This window comes from Nocardia sp. CNS-044 (genome assembly GCF_059570515.1).
The window spans coordinates 675,236-692,558 of sequence record NZ_JCANSX010000008.1 but is presented as its reverse complement, the minus strand read 5'-3'; the positions used below and the strand labels follow the sequence as shown (position 1 = coordinate 692,558).

General features: G+C 69.2%; 15 protein-coding genes. 9 read left to right on the top strand and 6 right to left on the bottom strand.

Features of this window, described 5'->3' with window-relative positions:
- The first annotated feature begins 5 nt into the window (after nt 1-5).
- Nucleotides 6-1,118, top strand: coding sequence for a glycosyltransferase (locus tag T333_RS22220; RefSeq protein ID WP_496425778.1), 1,113 nt, complete (start codon nt 6-8; stop codon nt 1,116-1,118).
- A gap of 300 nt (nt 1,119-1,418) precedes the next feature.
- The gene (locus T333_RS22215) at nt 1,419-3,440 is read left to right on the top strand and encodes an SDR family oxidoreductase (protein ID WP_496425699.1); all 2,022 of its coding nucleotides are present in this window, start codon (nt 1,419-1,421) and stop codon (nt 3,438-3,440) included.
- A 6-nt stretch (nt 3,441-3,446) separates the two neighbouring features.
- Here T333_RS22215 and sigJ read toward each other — a convergent pair whose 3' ends face one another.
- Nucleotides 3,447-4,364 (bottom strand): RNA polymerase sigma factor SigJ, encoded by a 918-nt coding sequence (gene sigJ / locus T333_RS22210; protein ID WP_496425698.1) that lies wholly within the window; start codon nt 4,362-4,364, stop codon nt 3,447-3,449.
- A gap of 174 nt (nt 4,365-4,538) precedes the next feature.
- Here sigJ and T333_RS22205 point away from each other — a divergent pair, with 174 nt between their 5' ends.
- From T333_RS22205 to T333_RS22195, 3 genes are read left to right on the top strand one after another with little or no spacing between them, the layout of a single operon-like run.
- On the top strand, nt 4,539-5,648 hold the full coding sequence (locus tag T333_RS22205) for an amidohydrolase family protein (RefSeq protein WP_496425697.1): 1,110 nt from the start codon (nt 4,539-4,541) through the stop codon (nt 5,646-5,648).
- A gap of 2 nt (nt 5,649-5,650) precedes the next feature.
- Nucleotides 5,651-6,037: a hypothetical protein gene (locus tag T333_RS22200; protein WP_496425696.1), complete on the top strand. Its 387-nt coding sequence runs from the start codon at nt 5,651-5,653 to the stop codon at nt 6,035-6,037.
- Nucleotides 6,019-7,590, top strand: a complete 1,572-nt coding sequence (locus T333_RS22195; protein ID WP_496425695.1) for a multicopper oxidase family protein — start codon at nt 6,019-6,021, stop codon at nt 7,588-7,590. The genes T333_RS22200 and T333_RS22195 overlap by 19 nt, the downstream gene beginning before the upstream one ends.
- A 199-nt stretch (nt 7,591-7,789) precedes the next feature.
- On the opposite strand, the gene T333_RS22190 is transcribed toward T333_RS22195, so the two are convergent.
- From T333_RS22190 to T333_RS22175, 4 genes are all read right to left on the bottom strand, one after another.
- Nucleotides 7,790-8,320 (bottom strand): cutinase family protein, encoded by a 531-nt coding sequence (locus T333_RS22190; protein ID WP_496425777.1) that lies wholly within the window; start codon nt 8,318-8,320, stop codon nt 7,790-7,792.
- Nucleotides 8,321-8,950: 630 nt separating this feature from the next.
- The gene (locus tag T333_RS22185) at nt 8,951-9,817 is read right to left on the bottom strand and encodes an expansin EXLX1 family cellulose-binding protein (RefSeq protein ID WP_496425694.1); all 867 of its coding nucleotides are present in this window, start codon (nt 9,815-9,817) and stop codon (nt 8,951-8,953) included.
- 237 nt (nt 9,818-10,054) lie between these two features.
- On the bottom strand, nt 10,055-11,308 hold the full coding sequence (locus T333_RS22180) for a bifunctional 3,4-dihydroxy-2-butanone-4-phosphate synthase/GTP cyclohydrolase II (RefSeq protein ID WP_496425693.1): 1,254 nt from the start codon (nt 11,306-11,308) through the stop codon (nt 10,055-10,057).
- Nucleotides 11,309-11,380: 72 nt separating this feature from the next.
- Nucleotides 11,381-12,016: a PadR family transcriptional regulator gene (locus tag T333_RS22175; protein WP_355002743.1), complete on the bottom strand. Its 636-nt coding sequence runs from the start codon at nt 12,014-12,016 to the stop codon at nt 11,381-11,383.
- Nucleotides 12,017-12,144: 128 nt separating this feature from the next.
- Between T333_RS22175 and T333_RS22170 the strand changes: the two genes are divergently transcribed.
- The 3 genes from T333_RS22170 to T333_RS22160 all read left to right on the top strand — a co-directional run bounded on the left by T333_RS22170 (nt 12,145) and on the right by T333_RS22160 (nt 15,674).
- Nucleotides 12,145-13,779, top strand: coding sequence for an MFS transporter (locus T333_RS22170; protein WP_357249498.1), 1,635 nt, complete (start codon nt 12,145-12,147; stop codon nt 13,777-13,779).
- A gap of 143 nt (nt 13,780-13,922) precedes the next feature.
- Nucleotides 13,923-14,852 (top strand): hydroxymethylbilane synthase, encoded by a 930-nt coding sequence (gene hemC, locus T333_RS22165; RefSeq protein ID WP_355002745.1) that lies wholly within the window; start codon nt 13,923-13,925, stop codon nt 14,850-14,852.
- 216 nt (nt 14,853-15,068) lie between these two features.
- Nucleotides 15,069-15,674 (top strand): bactofilin family protein, encoded by a 606-nt coding sequence (locus T333_RS22160; protein WP_355002746.1) that lies wholly within the window; start codon nt 15,069-15,071, stop codon nt 15,672-15,674.
- A 57-nt stretch (nt 15,675-15,731) separates the two neighbouring features.
- Here the strand turns inward: T333_RS22160 and T333_RS22155 are convergent, their stop codons facing one another.
- On the bottom strand, nt 15,732-16,571 hold the full coding sequence (locus tag T333_RS22155; protein WP_355002747.1) for an IclR family transcriptional regulator: 840 nt from the start codon (nt 16,569-16,571) through the stop codon (nt 15,732-15,734).
- A gap of 241 nt (nt 16,572-16,812) precedes the next feature.
- Between T333_RS22155 and T333_RS22150 the strand changes: the two genes are divergently transcribed.
- The gene (locus T333_RS22150) at nt 16,813-17,289 is read left to right on the top strand and encodes a flavin reductase family protein (RefSeq protein WP_496425692.1); all 477 of its coding nucleotides are present in this window, start codon (nt 16,813-16,815) and stop codon (nt 17,287-17,289) included.
- The last annotated feature ends 34 nt before the right edge of the window (nt 17,290-17,323 follow it).

Sequence of the window (17,323 nt, the reverse complement as noted above, 5' to 3'; positions counted from 1 at the left end):
CCACCATGCCCGAACCGCGCGTCGCGATCGTCCACGAACGCTTCACCGAATACGGCGGCTCCGAGGCGGTGGTCGCCGAATTGCACGAAACCTGGCCAGGTTCCGAGGTTTTCGCGCCGATCGTCGATCCGGCGGGTGTCCGTCCCCCGCTGCGCCGGGTGCACGACACCTGGCTCAGCCGCGCCCACGCGGCCACGGGGCGTCGTTCGCACGCTCCGCTGCTTCCGCTGGCGCCGCGCGCGCTGCGCGGGCTCCCCCTCGGCGGACGCTTCGACGCGGTCGTCATCAGTCATCACGCCTTCGCCACCCAGGCCGCCTTCGCGACCGAGGCGCCGGTCATCGCCTACGTGCACAGCCCGGCCCGCTGGGCTTGGGATCCCGCCTTCCGCGCCCAAGAGGCGCGCGGGCGCGCGGGGCGGCTCGCGCTCACCGCGCTCGGCGCACTGGCCCGCCGGTGCGAAACGCGCGCCGCACCGCGCCTGACGCACGTGGTCGCGAACTCGCACGCCGTCGCCGACCGCGTCCGCGACTGGTGGGGCCTGCCCGCGACCGTGATCAACCCGCCGGTGGACATTCACCGCTTCACCCCAGATCCGGCGGTCGAGCGGGAGAACTTCTTCCTCTTCGCGGGCCGCCTCGTCCCGTACAAGCGGCCGGATCTGGCGATTCGTGCCGCGCGCCAGGCGGGCTGCCGCCTCGTCGTCGTCGGCGACGGACGTTTTCGCGCGCAACTGGACGCGCTCGCGGGACCGGAGACCACCTTTCTCGGCGCGGCCTCCGACGCGGTCCTCCAGGACATGTACCGCCGCTGCCGGGCGCTGCTCATGCCCGGGGTCGAGGATTTCGGCATCGTCCCGGTCGAGGCGATGGCGTGTGGCGCGCCGGTGCTCGCCGTCGGGCTCGGCGGCGCGCTCGACACCGTCCGCCCCGGAGTCACGGGCGACTATGTCGAGCCAGGTAACGACGACGCCGTGACCGCCGCGCTCGCCGCGGCCATGACGGACTTCGACCCCGCCGCCTACGACCCCACCGAAATCCGCGCGCACGCCGCCACATTCGCCCCCGCCGCCTTCCGCGCCAGGATGGCCGATACCGTCGCCCGAGTACTGGACAATTGACCAAGTACGCCGAAAGGTTGCCGAATCGTGATAATCACACAGGGTAACTGGAAAAGCCTGTAACACATACCGTTTGACCTGGGGTGATGGTGAGCAGTCACACACCGTGACGCACGCCCATCGGCTTGCCCCGCCGACGCTGAACCCATTACGGTTTCCTATAAGTCAGGACGAAGGTGTTCCTACTTTCGGCCCGACCGCTGTCACCGGGGGCCGATTCGTTGATGCCCGCATTCACCGCCGCATGTTGGATCAATGGTGCGCGACAACAAGTTTCGAGTGAACAGCAGGAGGGACGCGATGGTTTCCTACATCGTGACGGGCGGAACCGGATTTCTGGGCCGACGGGTCGTACAAGGGCTGCTGGACACTGATCCCGACGCGATCGTCCACGTGCTCGTGCGCGCCGAATCGTTAGCCAAGTTCACGAAATTGGCCGAGGGCTGGCACGGCGGCGAACGCGTCTTCGCCCTGGTCGGCGATCTCACCTCGGAGGGTCTCGGCCTGCGCGACCAGGCGCCCAAGGCCGATCACGTCGTTCATCTGGGCGCGGTCTACGACATGACCGCCGACGAGGCCGTCACCCACGCCGCCAACGTGGCGGGCACCCGCTCGGTGATCGCGCTGGCGCGCGAGCTCGGCGCGGTGCTGCACCACGTGTCCTCGGTGGCCGTCGCGGGCGACCACAAGGGCAAGTTCTTCGAGGAGGATTTCGACCTCGGCCAGAACCTCACCTCCCCGTATCACCGCACCAAATTCGCGGCCGAGCAGCTGGTTCGCGAGTCGCGCGGGGTGCGCTGGCGGGTGTATCGACCGGCGATCGTGGTCGGCGATTCCCGCACCGGCGAGATGGACAAGATCGACGGTCCCTACTACTTCTTCTCCGCCATCGCCAAGCTGGCCGGTCTGCCGTCCGAGCTGCCGATGCCGCTGCCCGACCTGGGCGCGACCAACATCGTCCCGGTCGACTACGTCGCGGCCGCGATGGTGGAACTGGTGCGCAAGCCCGGCCTGGACGGCCGCACCTTCCACCTGGTGAACCCGGAGCCGCAACCGTTCGACACCGTCTACAGCGCACTCGCCGCGGCGGCGGGCGCGCCGACCGGCATCGGTCCGGTGCCGGGCAGCGGGCTGGCGCTACACGGTCTCGCGCACCTGCCCGGAGTGCCCGCGATCCGCGATTTCCTGTTGTCGCAGTTGGGAATTCCGCCGGAGGTCGCGCCGCACGTATCCTTCGCCTCGCAGTTCGTCTCGGAGTCGACCCAGGCGCAGCTGCGCGGCAGCGGCCTGTCGGTGCCGTCGTTCGAGAGCTACGCCGAACGGCTGTGGCAGTACTGGCGTGCGCACCTGGATCCGAACCGGGGCCGCCCCGTCGTCAGCGGCGACCCGCTTTCCGGCCGGATCGTGCTCATCACCGGCGCCTCCTCCGGCATCGGCCTGGCCACCGCGCACGCGGTCGCGGCGCGCGGCGCGACCGTGCTCATGGTGGCGCGCGGCCTGGCGGATCTGACCGCCGCGGCCGAGTCGGTGCGCGCGGAGGGCGGCACGGCGCACATCTACTCGTGCGACATCACCGATCCCGAGGCCGTCGACGGCCTGGTGCGCTCGGTGCTCGCCGACCACGGCCACGTCGACTACCTGGTGAACAACGCGGGCCGCTCGATCCGCCGTTCGGTGGTGAACTCCACCGACCGGATGCACGATTTCGAGCGCACCATGGCGGTCAACTACTTCGGCGCGGTGCGGCTGATCCTCGGCCTGCTGCCGTCGATGCGGGCGCGCCGGTTCGGCCACATCGTCAACATCTCCTCCATCGCGGTGCAGACCAAGGTTCCGCGCTTCGCGGCCTACGTGGCCAGCAAGTCGGCCCTGGACAACTTCAGCGAGATCGCCGCCGTCGAGAACCGGGACGCGGGCATCACCTTCACCTCGGTGCGGATGCCGCTGGTGCGCACCCCGATGATCGCGCCGACCGACCTCTACCGCTCGCTTCCGGTGCCCGATCCCGACCGCGCCGCGGCCATCGTGGTGCGCGCGCTGGAGGACCGCCCGCACCGGATCGACACCCCGGTCGGCACCTTCGCCCAGGCGGTCGACCTCCTGATGCCCTCGGTGAAGCGCACGATCATGCACCAGGGTTTCCGTCTGTTCGGCGAATCCAGTGCGGCGAAGGGTGTTTCGGCCCAGGCCCAGGTCTCCCCCGGCACGACGGAGGACGGCCGCAGCCCGCTGACGCTGCTCGGTCCGGTGCTGATGCCGCTGATGGCGCTGCCGAACCCGGCCGCCAGGGTCGCCAGGGTGGTGCCCGGCCTGCAGTGGTAGCGCCGCTCAGCGGATGTGCGTGAGCTTGTCCGGATTGGTGACCGAGTAGATGCCGCGCACGGTGTCCTCGGCGGTCACGTCCAGCACGACGACGGCCAGCGGGGCCTCGCCGTCGAAGAGCACCGCGCACGGATCGGTGCTGACGGCCCGGTACCGGACTCGGTAGCCGGGCCGCAGCCCGCGCGCCACCTCGACGAACAGCCGGGCCACCGCGCCCGCGCCGTGCACCGGGCGCAGGCTGGTGGCCGGTCCGCGCTCGCCGCCGTCGGTCCACAGCGTGACGTCGGGCGCGAGCACGGCGAGCAATTCTTCCAGGTCGCCGCCCATCGCCGCCGCGACGAACCGTTCGGTCACCGCCCGGCACGCCTTGGGGTCGGCGTGCCCGCGCGGACGCCGGGCATGGGCGTGGCCGCGGGCGCGGTGCGCGATCTGGCGCACCGCCGCCGGGCTGCGGCCGAGGATCTCGGCGATCTCGGTGTGCGGGTAGCCGAACACCTCGTGCAGCACGAACACCGCGCGCTCCAGCGGGGTCAGCGATTCGAGGACGACCAGCAGCGCCATCGAGAACGCCTCGGTGCGCACCACGCGGTCGACGGCGTCCGGCTCGGGCTCGGCGTCGCGCACGACGGGTTCCGGAAGCCACTGTCCGACATAGGTTTCCCGCCGACGAATCATCGCGCTGCGCCGGGCCAGCGCCTGATTCACGGCCACCCGCACCAGGTAGGCGCGCGGATTGCCGATCTGCTCGGCCGACAGCGCCGTAGCGCGCGGCGCCAGCGACAGCCACGTTTCCTGCAGGACGTCCTCGGTGTCGGCGACGCTGCCGAGCATCGTGTAGACGACCGAGAACAGCAGCTCACGGTGTCGCATGAATACCTCGGTCGCGGCATCGGTGTCCACTGCGCCCACGGTCCGGTCTTCCATCACATCTCCCTGTTTCGCCCGCTCGTCTCGAGCATGAGAGTGCTTGGCGCCCTCGCGGTGTGACGCGGCGGTGCCTAGGGGTGATCCATCTCACTCCCGCGTCACACTCGTGCGGCGCCGGCCACTCCTGATCTCCGAATGCGGCGCCCGCCGCCGAGAACGAAGGAGACCACCATGCGCACCGTAATTCACGACGTCCGCCTGTTCGACGGGGAGAAGACCAGCCGGGACGCCACCGTCCTGATCGTGGACGACCGCATCGCCGACTACGACGGCGGCCCGGCCGATGTCGAGATCGACGGCGCGGGAAAGACTCTGCTGCCGGGACTGATCGACGCGCACACGCACGTGTTCGGCGACAACCTGGCACAGGCGCTGCGCCACGGCGTCACGACCGAGCTCGACATGTTCTGCCTGCCGAGCCAACTCGTCGCCCAGCGGGCACTGGCCGCCGAACGTGACGACGTCGCGGACTTCCGCAGCGCGGGCACCCTGGCGACCGCACCCGGCGGACACCCGAGTCAACTGCTGGCGGCGCCCGGTGTGGACGCGCTCGATGTCGAACCGTTCGACACCATCGAGCGGCCGGACCAGGCCGAGGGTTTCGTTCGCGCCCGCCTCGCCGAGGGCGTGGACTACCTGAAGATCGTCGTCGACGACGGCGCGGTGCACGGCGCCGAACTGCCGGTGCTGGGCGCGGACACCGCGGCCGCGCTGGTGACCGCGGCGCACACGGCCGGGTTGCGGGTCGTCGCGCACGCCCTCACCGCCGCCGAGGTACGCATCGCGCTGGACGCGGGCGTGGACGGGTTGGCCCACGTGTGGACGGAACCGGACACCGCGCTCGTCGACCGGGTCGCGGCGCAAGGCGTTTTCGTCGTCTCGACGCTGGTGTATTTCGCCGCGATCAGCGATCGGTCCGCGCAGACGCCGGACTGCGCCCGGGCCGGAACCCTCGACGGCGCAACGCGCGTCGCACGCGCTCTGCACCGCGCGGGCGTTCCCCTGCTGGCCGGCACCGACGCCACGCCGTTCGTCCCGGCGCACGGCGTCGACCTGCATACCGAACTGCGGCTGCTCACCGAGGCGGGCATGTCGCCGGAGCGGGCGCTCGCTGCGGCGACCAGCCTGCCCGCCGACCACTTCGGCCTCACCGACCGCGGCCGGATCGCGCCGGGCCTGCGCGCCGACCTCCTGCTCGTCACCGGCGACCCGACCGCCGACATCGCGGCGACCTCCGCGATCGCCGAAATCTGGCGTCGCGGCGTGCGGCAGGCCCGCTGACCATGACCGAAACCCTTGCGACCCCGGCATTCTGGCCACTGGCGCTGTTCCGAGCCGTCACCGCGGCGCAAGCGGCGCTTGTGCTGAGCCAAGCCTTTCTGGCGGGCGAGTTCCTGTCCGGGCACTTCGAAGCACTGGCCGCACACGGCCGCAATGGAGGTCTCGTCACCCTGGCGATGGTCGTGCAGACCGTCGCCGCGATCCTGCTGTGGCGGCGCGGTTCCGGACCGTCCTGGCCGGTGCGGACCAGCCTCGTGCAAATCGTTCTCGCCGGTGCGCTGATCCCACTCGGCGAACAGCGGATCCTCGCGGTGCACGTGCCGCTGGCCGTGGGGCTGGCCATCGGCACCGCGCTGATGACGGTCTGGGCGTGGCGGTGGCCCGCGTGAGCCGGATGAGCAGGCGCGGGTTGCTCGCGGCCGGTGCGGGTTTCGGTGTGGCGGCGACCTTGGGCGCGGCCGGTGTTCGGGGTGGCATGCTGCTCACACCGGGCCAACCCGGCCGGTTGCTGCCGAGCTCGGCGCCGCTGCCACCGGCGTTCCGGGTCCCACTGCCAGTTCCCGCCGTCCTCGCTCCGGTGCGCACCGACTCGGAGGCGGATTACTACGAAATCATCCAGCGCGAAACGGATTTGGCGATCCTGCCGGGCCTGCGCACCCCGGCGTGGACCTACGGCGGCAGCTTTCCCGGTCCGACGATTCGGGCGCGAGCGGGTCGTAAGTCGGTGGTGCGCCACCGCAACGAACTGCCGCATCCGGTGGTGGTGCACCTGCACGGCGGGCATACACCGGCCGACAGCGACGGTTACCCGATGGACGTCATCCTTCCGCGCGGCGACACCGCGGCGCCGACCGCGCACCACGGCGAGCACGTGGCGACGCAGGTCTCCTACGGCGAGCGCGACTACCACTATCCGAACAACCAACGTGCGGCGACCCTTTGGTATCACGACCACCGGCACGGGTTCACCGGGCCCGCGGTCTGGCGCGGACTCGCCGGATTCCACTTGATCACCGACGACGAGGAAGCCGCACTTCCGCTGCCCACCGGGGAGCGCGACATTCCGCTGCTGGTCGCCGACCGTTCCTTCGCCGAGGACGGCTCGTTCGCCTACCCGCAGGCGGATCCGGCGCTGCGCGTCCCCGGTGTCACCGACGCATATATGAACGGCGTGCTCGGCGACGTCTTGCTCGTCAACGGCGCACCGTGGCCGCGGCTGGAGGTCGACCCGGCGCGCTACCGGTTCCGGCTGCTGAACGGATCCAACGCCCGCCGCTATCGGCTGTCGCTGGATCCGCCGCCGCCCGGCGGTGGCGGACTGGTTCGGATCGGCAGCGACGGCGGGCTGCTCGAAAGACCCGTCGCCGACGACGCGATCGACCTCTCACCCGGTGAAAGAGTCGATCTCGTAGTCGATTTCGCGCGCTACCGGCCGGGAACACTGGTGCGCCTTCGCAACGAATTCGGATCCGGGCGCACCACCGAGGTCATGTGCTTCGGCGTCACCGGCTCACCGCGGCGCGACGACACCGCCATCCCGGAACGGTTGAGCCGCATCGACGCGCTGGACCCGAGCACGGCCGTCGCGGTGCGCACCTTCCACTTCCAACTGCGCGAGCACGGGTGGGCGATCAACGGCAAGCTCTACGCACCGGGCGAGCCGCTGGCTCGCCCGAAACTCGGCACGGTCGAGATCTGGCGCTTCCTCACCGATTTCCACCACCCGGTGCATGTCCACCTCGATCCGTTCCAGGTGATCGGCCGCAACAACCGCGCTCCGGGCCGCTTCGACGCGGGTTGGAAGGACACCGTCGACATCCACCCCACGGAGGCGGTCGAGGTCGCCGTCCGCTTCACCGACTACCCCGGCCCGTTCATGCTGCACTGCCACAATCTGGAGCACGAGGACATGGCGATGATGGCCGACTTCGTCACCGAATGACCGGTCAGCGCGGCGGATCCGGTTCGAAAAGGTCCGGCCCCGTTCGGAAACGGCGGCCGAGGAAAGGCGTTTCCAGCGCGTCGATTCCCTCGAATTCCGTTCGTGGACAGCAGCATTCTGCGGTCCACGCCGTCCGCGCACACGGCGATGGGGCCGGCGTCGCCGCCGACCCCACCTCCCGGATTTCCCGGTCCGATGCTCAGACGCGGACGGCCGCGAAGTTCGCGGCGAGCCACATCGCCCATCCGTAGTTGCCGTGCGCCCCCGGATCGAAACCGCCGCCGCACACCGGGTCACCGCCGGTGCAGTAGTTGGCGGTGCGCCAGGCGTACAACCCCGGCACGTTCCATCCGATCAGGCGGACCGGATCACCGAACAGCAGGACCGCGGCGATCCTCGACTCCAATTCGTAAGGCAGCGTGTACATGCCGGGCAGCGCGGTCACGATGCCGGTGCCGAGCACACCGTGCGTGACGACCGCGCCCTGCGAGTATCCGACCAGGATGAACCGCTGATCCGGGCACATCGCCGCCTGGGCCATGATGTGACCGGTCATGTCCCGCGTGCCGTCACTGATCGAGGACGGAACGAGCAGGTCCGCCGGGTAGTTCACTCGGTACGCCGTGGAGTCGACCGGAAGCGCCTGGAGCAGCGTGCCGTACAGTGGATCGCCCACCACACTGCCCAACCACCCCGGTTCCCCGGTGCCTCGGGCGACGACCACGTCCACCGCGGCGCACGCGTCCGCTGACGCTTGCGTGCCGAGACTTGTCGTTGCCCCGACCCCCACCACCAGCAGTAGCACCGCGAATGCCCTTGCCAGAGGTCGCTTTCGGAACAGAATTACCTTCCGGTTCGCCATGACGATCACCCACTCACGCCGTTGTGAGAAACCCGAGTGACGGTTGTCAGTGACAATCACTCGGCTATATCCGCGAAGGTAAGAGCGGCAGTGAGTTGCGTCAAGCAACTCGATCCAAGCGAGACCGAGTCATCGCACAATCGTTGTGCGAGTGGGCCGCCCGGCGCATCGGGCACACGACGGCCCCAGAATCGCTGCGTCCGTGGAGGTTCACGGGCTCGATCCGCCCTACCCGAGGGATACCCCGGCGTCGATACGGTTATCCCACGAACTTCGCCCTGGGCCAGGGGTTCTTGCGCATCGCGCTGGGCGCTCGCAGTGCCTGAGCGAATTTTCCGCTCCGGGAGGAGTTGTCGCTCGGTTTCAGCGCGGGACCTCACATCCCCTCGAGGGCACTCGGTCTGCGTCGACCATGATGGTCCGCCATTCTGGGAGCCGCGCCAGGAGCAACTCGGTCCCGCGACGGATGCACGCTAGGGAACGCACAGCGGATGCACGCTAAGGAACACACAGCGCCGACGGGTCGGTGACCGCCGGTTGGCCCCGCACCCACGACGTCGCGGGCGGAACGACGGGTGTGGGCTCGACCGGGGCCGCGGTGTACAACCGCACGCCGGTCCGCTGTGCGCCGGAATCCATTGACACGCCGACGATCTCGGCCTCGTGTCCGTACGCGTCGGTGATCCGCGCGATGAACGGCCCCGATCCGGCCCCCACGAGGGTCCAGTAGTTGTCCTTCCCGCGCGTCAGCTCCCGCCACTGCGCGCCCTCCTCGTCGCGCAGCGCGACCTGACGAATCGGGTTTCCGGTGCCGGTGATCAGCATCGCGAGCCAGCCCGGCGTGGAGTCCGGCTTCACCACATAGCCGAGCTCGGGTGCGGGCTCCGGATTCCGGACCAGCCGATAGCTGACCTGCGCGACGCCGTCTGCGCGGTCGGCGATCCGGTCGAACGCGGCAGCACTCAGATCCAGCTGCCCCGGAGCACATCCCGGGCAACGGTCGGCGATGAGCACACGCACCGCCCCGAGCGGACCGCGCACGTCGAGATGCCCGCCGCACAAGTCGGCGCCGCCGAACTCCGCGGACGACAGGCCCGCGTAGAGCCCGTCGACAGGTAGGTCCTCGTAAGAGCAGGCGACGGTCGAGCTGGACGAGTAGTACCGCGCCTCGCCGGGCATCGGCGGCAGCGGCGGCGAATGCCGCGCGGGCACACCGGAACTGTTACCGGTTACCGGTGACCACGTCGGAAGGACCTGTCCACCGCCCGGCGCCGACTCGCACGAGACCGCCTCCGGCCGCACCGCCCACACCGCGACGCCGACCACCGCGATCACCGCGCCGACGGACGCCCACACCCAGCCCATCCGAAAACTACCCTGCTGTATCGGTATTCGGTGCACCGTCGTCTCCGGCTTCCGGCTCTCCCCACTCGCTGACTGTCGATCCTGTCTCGACTAGGAAACCAGCACATTTCGCCTCGCAGGGCCCGAACGGAAATTCTTCGCCGTGCTCGACTCGCACGCCGGCAATCCGCAAGCTAATAGCGGGCATTCGAGACTGGACGGACGCCCGTCACCGAAAAAGATTCGATCCGGCCTTCGTCAAGAGCTCGCCCGCTCCAGCTCGGCATCCATCTCGGACAGCTGGTGGTCCATCCGATCACGCTTGGCGCGCAGGTATCGGATGTTGTGCTCGGTCGGGGCGGATTGCAGCGGCAGCCTGCGAATCACGGCGATGCCGTGCTCCTCGAGTCCGGCCGCTTTGGCCGGGTTGTTGCTCAACAGGCGCACCGAGCGGATGCCCAGATCGGCGAGCACCTCCGCGCCCGCGGCGTAGCGGCGCGCGTCCACCGGCAGCCCGAGCGCGACGTTGGCCTCGACCGTGTCGGCGCCGCGGTCCTGAAGCTCGTAGGCGCGCAACTTGTTCAGCAGTCCGATGCCGCGCCCCTCCTGCCCGCGCAGGTACACCACCACGCCGCTGCCCTCCGCGGCGACCGCGCGCAGTGCGGCGTCCAGCTGATCGCCGCAGTCGCAGCGCAGCGAGCCGAGCGCGTCGCCGGTGAGACATTCGGAGTGCAGCCGCGCCAGCACCGCGTCCCGTCCCGGTTCGCCGAAGACCATGGCGAGCGATTCGGTTCCGGTGAGCTCGTCGCGGTAGCCGAGGAGCCGGAACTCGCCGTACTTCGTCGGCATCCTGGTCTGCACCACGCGCGTCACGGTCCGCTCGGCTCTGCGGCGGTACTCGATGAGGTCGGCGATCGAGATGATCGGCAGGCCGTGCGCGCGGGCGAACTCGCGCAGTTCCGGCAGCCTGGCCATGGCGCCGTCGTCGCGCACGATCTCGGCGATCACCCCGGCGGGGCGCAGTCCGGCGAGACGGGCCAGATCCACCGCCGCCTCGGTGTGCCCCGGCCTGCCGAGCACGCCGCTCGGGTGGGCGCGCAGCGGAAAGACGTGGCCGGGGCGGGTCAGATCGTTCGCCCTGGTACGCGCGTCGGCGAGCAGGCGAAGCGTGCGGGCGCGGTCGGCGGCCGAGATTCCCGTGCTGACGCCGTGCGCCGCGTCGACCGACACGGTGTACGCGGTGCCCTTCGGGTCCTCGTTGACCGGGGTCATCGGCGGCAGCAACAGGCGGTCCAGATCGGGTCCCGCCATCGGGGCGCACAGCACGCCGCTGGTGTGGCGAACCAGGAACGCGATGGACTCCGTGGTCGCCAGCTCGGCGGCGAGGATCAGATCGCCCTCGTTCTCCCGGTCCTCGTCGTCCACGACGACCGCCATCCCGCCCGCGGCGATCGCGGCGATCGCCGTCTCGACCGGATCCAACGTCCGCTGTCCTGCGAATTCGGTACCCATGACCACCTCCTATATGACTAGTAGAAATATTCCTAATCGATATAGGAAGCGGCAGTCCCGCTCAGTGGGCGCTCAGGACGCGCGGCGCCCCTTGCCCTTGGCGGGACGCTTCGGGCGCTGCCCGGCCGCGAGCTTGTCGACGTCGGCGAGCAGTTCCTTGGCGAAGTCGCGTTCGGCCTCGTAGTGGCGCACACACCAGCGCAGCACGGCACCCGGGTAGGCCCAGTCCGGATTCTCCTCGGCGCCCTCGGCGTCCACCTCGGCGAGCTTGCGCATCCGCTCGGCGTAGCCGATGTGTTCGGTGAGAATCTCGCGCAGCCGCTCCGGTTCGGCGAAATGGCCGAGCCAGGCGCGCAGCATCACGCTGTGCTTGAGGACGGGCGCCTCCACCGGCGCGTGGTTCACCCAGTGCGCGGCGGCTTCGCGACCCGCCTCGGTGATGGCGTACATCCGCTTGCCGCGCACCCCGTCGTCCTGCAGCACCGTCCGCGACGTGGCGTAACCGTGCTTCTCCAGCCGCTTGAGCTCGGCATAGATCTGGCTGAACGACGGGCTCCAGTAGAAGAACTGCAGGCTCCAGTCGGCCCACTTCTTCAGGTCGTAGCCGGACAGTTCCTCGGCGTGCGAGAGCATTCCGAGCACGGCCCAGCTCGTCGTCGGCAGGTCGGGAACCCCGGCGTCGGCGGGGACAGGCTTGGCTTCCGTCACGCTAGGACTATATCGCTTAGGCATATAACGGGTGAGAAATCCCGTTGAGTGGGATTCGCGCGGCATCGATCCACCGCCGATGTGACAGGTTTCACAACACGTATCACCTGAACATCGGAGGGCGATCCATGTCCACCATTCCCCGCGACCCCGCGACTACCGAAAGTCCGGGCGTCGTAACCGAATCCATAGACGACACCGGACGACTCGACGGCGCGTCGCGCGGCCGCATCTTCGCCGTGCTCGCGGTCATCGTGCTGTTCACCGAGGTCGCCCCGATGCAGTACACGATCGTCGCCGCGGCCCTGCAGAAGATCGCGCCGACCTTTCCCGGTGTCGGCGCGAACATCAACTGGGCCATCATCGTTTTCGGCCTGATCGGCGCCGCCGCGTCGCCACTGATCGGCAAGATGAGCGACGTCTGGGGTAAGAAGCGGATGTTCCTCGTCTGCGGCGTGCTGTTCATGCTCGGCTGCCTGCTCGACGCGGTCACCTCGAACTGGGCGCTGTTCCTGATCGGGCGCGGCCTGCAGGCCACCGCCATCGCGACCGCGGTGATCGCCTACGGCCTGATCCGGGACCTGTTGCCGCGCAAGTATGTTCCGCTCGGCCTCGGCATCACCGCCACCGGCCTCGGGCTCTCGGCCATCGCGGGTCCGCTGCTCGGCGGCTTCCTGGTGGACAACTACAGCTGGCGCGCCATCTTCTGGGCCCTCGCCGGGTTCACGCTGCTGATGCTGCCGCTGGTCTGGTTCGTGGTGCCGGAGTCCAAGCTGCGGGTGCCCGAGCGCATCGATATCGTCGGCGCGGTGCTGCTGTCCGCGGGCGCCGGTCTGACCCTGATCTACCTGGACAAGGGCCACGACTGGGGCTGGGGCAGGCCGACCACGCTGGCCTGGCTGGCGGCAGGGCTCGCGCTGCTGGTGCTGTTCGTGGTGATCGAGACCCGGGTCAGCAGGCCGATCATGGACATGCGTCTGCTGTTCCACCCGCGGGTGGCCTTGGTGCTCGCGGGCGCGCTGTTCGCGTCGTTCCTGATCGGCGTGCAGTCCTACGCGCTCGGCTACATGACGCAGACGCCCGACCAGGCCACCGTCACCGCGGGCGTGCAGCAGGCGACGCTGGCCCAGATCCAGCAGCAGACCGGACACCCGATGCCGCCGGAGGCCGTGCAGGTGCTGCTCGATCCCGGGTACAGCTACGGAAACGGTTACACGCTAATGGAATTCGCGGTGCGCATCGCGCTGCTGCAAGCCGTGCTCGCCATGCTCTGCGGCGCGCTGGCCGGTGCGCTGGCCCGCAGGATCGGCGCCAGGATTCCGCTGATCGCCGCGCTCGCGCTGTTCGTCGGCGCGGGAGTCTGCTACGCCGTGCTGCCGCACACCTGGGTGGTGTTCCTGTGGGTCAGCGCCGCGTTCGGCATCGGGTTCGGTTTCTATTACGCGGCCATGCCGATCCTCATGGTCGAGGCCGTCCCGCAGGAACAGCAGGGCATCAGCCTCGGCATGCTCGGGGTCATGCAGTCCATGGGCGTGGCGATCGGGTTGGCGATCGTCACCGCGTTCCTCAACGCCAGTCCGATGCGGGCGCTGGTCACCGTCGCCGGTCAGCCGACGCCGCCGAGCCCGATTCCCGATATCTTCGGTGACCGCGGCTACGAGCTGGGGTTCTGGATCGCGGCGGGCGCCTCGGCGCTCGCGCTGCTGATCGCGCTGGTCATGCGGCACGGCCGCACACCGGCGACCGGCGGCACCGCGTACTGAGTCGCGGGGCGGGGGCTGGGTCACCGGCCCCCGCCGCTCGCGATCAGCCCGGTTGGGTGTTCCCGAGGACGCGATACTCCCGCAGGTCAACCTGCCCCCGCCCTCGCTATCGGGGCGCACACCCCCGGAGTAGTGTGCACGCCATGTCGCGGACGCGCATCATTCGCATCGCCACCCGATCCAGCCCCATGGCGCTCGCGCAGGCCGAGCACGTGGCGGCGCTGCTCGCCGGGCTGGGGGTGGACAGCGAGCTGGTCAAGGTCACCACCGCGGGCGACCGTTGGATGGGGGATCTGTCGAAACTCGGTGGCAAGGGCGCCTTCGTCAAGGAGATCGACCTCGCGCTGCAGACCGACCAGGCCGACCTCGCCGTGCACTGCCTCAAGGACATCCCCGGCGACATCCCGGTGCCGGAGGGCTTGGCCTTCGCCGGATTCCTGGCCCGCGAGGACGTGCACGACGCGGTGATCACCGCGAGCGGCGCGAAGCTCGCGGAGTTGCCGGAGGGCACCGTGGTCGGCACCAGCTCGGTGCGCCGAAAGGCGCAGCTGAATCTGCACTTCCCGCACCTCACCGTGAAACCGTTGCGCGGCAACGTGAACACCCGCCTGGCGCGACTCGAGGAGGGCCACGTCGACGTGCTCATCGCGGCGGTGGCCGGACTGCACCGGGTCGGCCAGGAACACCGCATCACCGAGATTCTCGACCTCGACACCATGTGCCCGCCGATCGGCGCGGGCGTCATCACGCTGGAATGCCGCGCCGACGACGCCTGGCTGCTCGACGTCGGCGGCGAACTCGACCATCCGGAAACGCACCGGCACGCCGACGCCGAACGCGCCATGCTGCACGCCCTCCAGGGCCACTGCAACTCGCCCATCGCCGGTTACGCCACCACCGACCCCACGGGCCGACTCACCTTGCACGGCAAGGTCTTCAACAGCGACGGCAGCCGCTGGCTCGACGCGAAACACTGGGGCGTGCCGGAGGACCCGCAAGCCCTCGGCTTCTTCGTCGGCGCCGACCTGCTCCGCCAGGGCGCCCGCGCCCTCATCGATTCCATCCCGCACTAGGCCCTGTCTCGAAGTCCGGCCGGATACATCCGTGACTCAGATCGTCGCCTGGCGAAACTCGGGACACGTTGCGGCCAGAGGATTCCAAGGCGGTGTCGTATCACGCGGCGTCGGATCTGTTGCCGGGCACGACATCCGGCGGCCGCGGTGAGGAACTTCCCCGCCCGGCGATGGAAGCGATAGTGTCTTCAACGCATTGGGGTAAGAGGAGTGGCAGTGGCGGACGAGTCGATCGAATCGTTGAGCGAGACCGGGCGCGCGGAGCGGGCGACGGAGGCGGATCTGGAGAAGATACTCGACGAGGATATTCGCTCATGCCTCGATGACGACACCCTGGTGCACCGCGGCGACTTGCGGATCGACGGGGATCTCGGCATCTACGACGGCGCGCTCCTCGTGATCGGAAACCTCTCTGCGACAGGCTCGGTCGCCACCGACGAGACCGGCAGCCTCATCGTGACCGGCTCGGTCGAGTGCAGGCATCTGTACCTCGAGGGCAACCTCGAGATTCAGGGGAACGCGACGATGCGGGGCGTCGTCTACGGCTTCTACGAAGCGGGGATCTCCGGGGTGTACGGGACGACGAAAGCCAAGGTCGGCCTCATCGGAAATCACTGCTGGGAGTGCCCGAACGAGGAATACGAGGTCGGAGGCACGTTCTCGAACTTCCGCGAGGGAAGCTTCACCGGCGATACGGAAGCGCTCCGCCAGATGGTCGGCGAACGTGCCTTCCAGGGGCTCGGCACGTTGCTCGGCGTGAGCCAGGAGGAACCGAAGGAACGAAACTCCGCATGGGGGCTCTCGCTGTTTCGCGATATGTGACCCGAATCCCGAATATCCGCGCGCCGCCGGAATCGGATTGTCCTCACGCCGAACGACTCAGCGCCAGCGCGCGTGCCGCGGGAACAGCGCGCGACCCGCCTCGTGCGCGACCTCCACGAGAACCCGCGCCAGCCGCGCGGTATCCAACGCGGGCCGCTCCCCGCTGACCTGCCCCGACAGCGACAGCGCTGCCACCGCGGCCCCGCGTCCGCGCACCGGCACAGCCACACACGCGATTCCGCTGACCGACTCCTCGTTGTCCACGGCCACACCCTGGCGGTGCCGGATCCGGTTCAGCTCCCGGTGCAATTCGCCTCTGTCGCAGACGGTTCGGGCGGTCAGCTGGGGCATCCGGTCCCGGAACGACGCCTCGACGATGCTGGGTTCCAGCGTCGCGAGCAGCGCCTTGCCCAGCGCCGTGCTGTGCGCGGGCATGCGGCCGCCGAGACGGGTGGGGATGGTCGCGGCCAGGCGTCCACCCGCCTTGTCGAGATAGAGCACCTCGCGTCCGTCGAGCACGCCGAGGTGTCCGACCATCCCGGTGCGCTGACACAGATCGTGCAGCAGCGGGCTCACCACATCGCGAATCTCGTTGTGGTCGGCGGCGAGTCCGCCGAGTTCCAGCGTGCGCATGCCGAGGCGGTAGCCGCCGGGGGCGTGCGCGAGCCAGCGCAGGCGGATCATCTGATCGAGGATGCGGTGCACCGTGGAGCGGGGTAGCCCGGTGCGTTCGGCGAGGCCGAGCAGCGTCAAAGTCGGTGTCGCGCCGTCGAACGCATCTAGGATCAGCGTCATTCGTTCGATCATCGACACCGGCGGCTGGGCCGGCTTGGCGGTCGCACGACCCGAACCTGTCCACTCGCCGGACTCGGGATGGGTCAACATCTCGACCGTCATGGCTCACCTCCATTGTGTAGCGAATCAAGCTTAGAAGTATTTCTATTAGGCATGTGCAGTTTCGGCACAAGTGTTTGTGTCTCCCATCACAGTGCCGCGCCATCGTCGACCGTGAATCCCGGAAACTACGGAGATCGGTACGGATCTTCTCGGTAGCCGGAATCCGTGCTTGACACTCCGGGCACCCCGCCGCCTACGGTCATGACGAAACGGAATATTTCTAGTCGAAACTAGGAGCACCATGGCCGTCGATCTCGACTTCAAGGCCGTCCTGGGCCGGTTCTGCACCGGCATCACCGCGATCACGGCACTCGCCGATGATCAGCCGCTGGGCTTCGCCTGCCAGTCGTTCTCCGCGCTGTCGCTTGATCCGCCCGCGGTCGCCCTCTTCCCCGCCCGCACGTCCACCACCTGGCCGCGCATTCGCGAGGTCGGCCGGTTCTGCGTCAACATCCTGGCCCACGACCAAGAAGACGTGTGCAGGCAGTTGGGTCGCAGCGGCCAAGACAAGTTCGCCGATCTGCGCTGGCGCCGCTCCCCCAACGGCTCGCCGCTGCTGGAGGGCTCCATCGCCTGGATCGATTGCACCCTCGACCGGGAGGCCGACGGCGGCGACCACACCATCGTCGTCGCGCACGTCACCGAGCTGAGCGAACACCGCGAGGCCGCGCCGCTGCTGTTCTACCGGTCCGGCTACGAGCGGCTCGCGGTGGTCTGAGCGTCCTCCCGATCAGTGGGACCACGCCTACCGG

Excerpts from the sequence above, each read along its gene's own strand:
- T333_RS22220 (WP_496425778.1), top strand. The coding sequence starts at position 6 with ATGCCCGAACCGCGCGTCGCGATCGTCCACGAACGCTTCACCGAATAC.
- T333_RS22215 (WP_496425699.1), top strand. The coding sequence starts at position 1,419 with ATGGTTTCCTACATCGTGACGGGCGGAACCGGATTTCTGGGCCGACGG.
- sigJ (WP_496425698.1), bottom strand. The coding sequence starts at position 4,364 with ATGGAAGACCGGACCGTGGGCGCAGTGGACACCGATGCCGCGACCGAG.
- T333_RS22205 (WP_496425697.1), top strand. The coding sequence starts at position 4,539 with ATGCGCACCGTAATTCACGACGTCCGCCTGTTCGACGGGGAGAAGACC.
- T333_RS22200 (WP_496425696.1), top strand. The coding sequence starts at position 5,651 with ATGACCGAAACCCTTGCGACCCCGGCATTCTGGCCACTGGCGCTGTTC.
- T333_RS22185 (WP_496425694.1), bottom strand. The coding sequence starts at position 9,817 with ATGGGCTGGGTGTGGGCGTCCGTCGGCGCGGTGATCGCGGTGGTCGGC.
- T333_RS22180 (WP_496425693.1), bottom strand. The coding sequence starts at position 11,308 with ATGGGTACCGAATTCGCAGGACAGCGGACGTTGGATCCGGTCGAGACG.
- T333_RS22170 (WP_357249498.1), top strand. The coding sequence starts at position 12,145 with ATGTCCACCATTCCCCGCGACCCCGCGACTACCGAAAGTCCGGGCGTC.
- hemC (WP_355002745.1), top strand. The coding sequence starts at position 13,923 with ATGTCGCGGACGCGCATCATTCGCATCGCCACCCGATCCAGCCCCATG.
- T333_RS22155 (WP_355002747.1), bottom strand. The coding sequence starts at position 16,571 with ATGACGGTCGAGATGTTGACCCATCCCGAGTCCGGCGAGTGGACAGGT.
- T333_RS22150 (WP_496425692.1), top strand. The coding sequence starts at position 16,813 with ATGGCCGTCGATCTCGACTTCAAGGCCGTCCTGGGCCGGTTCTGCACC.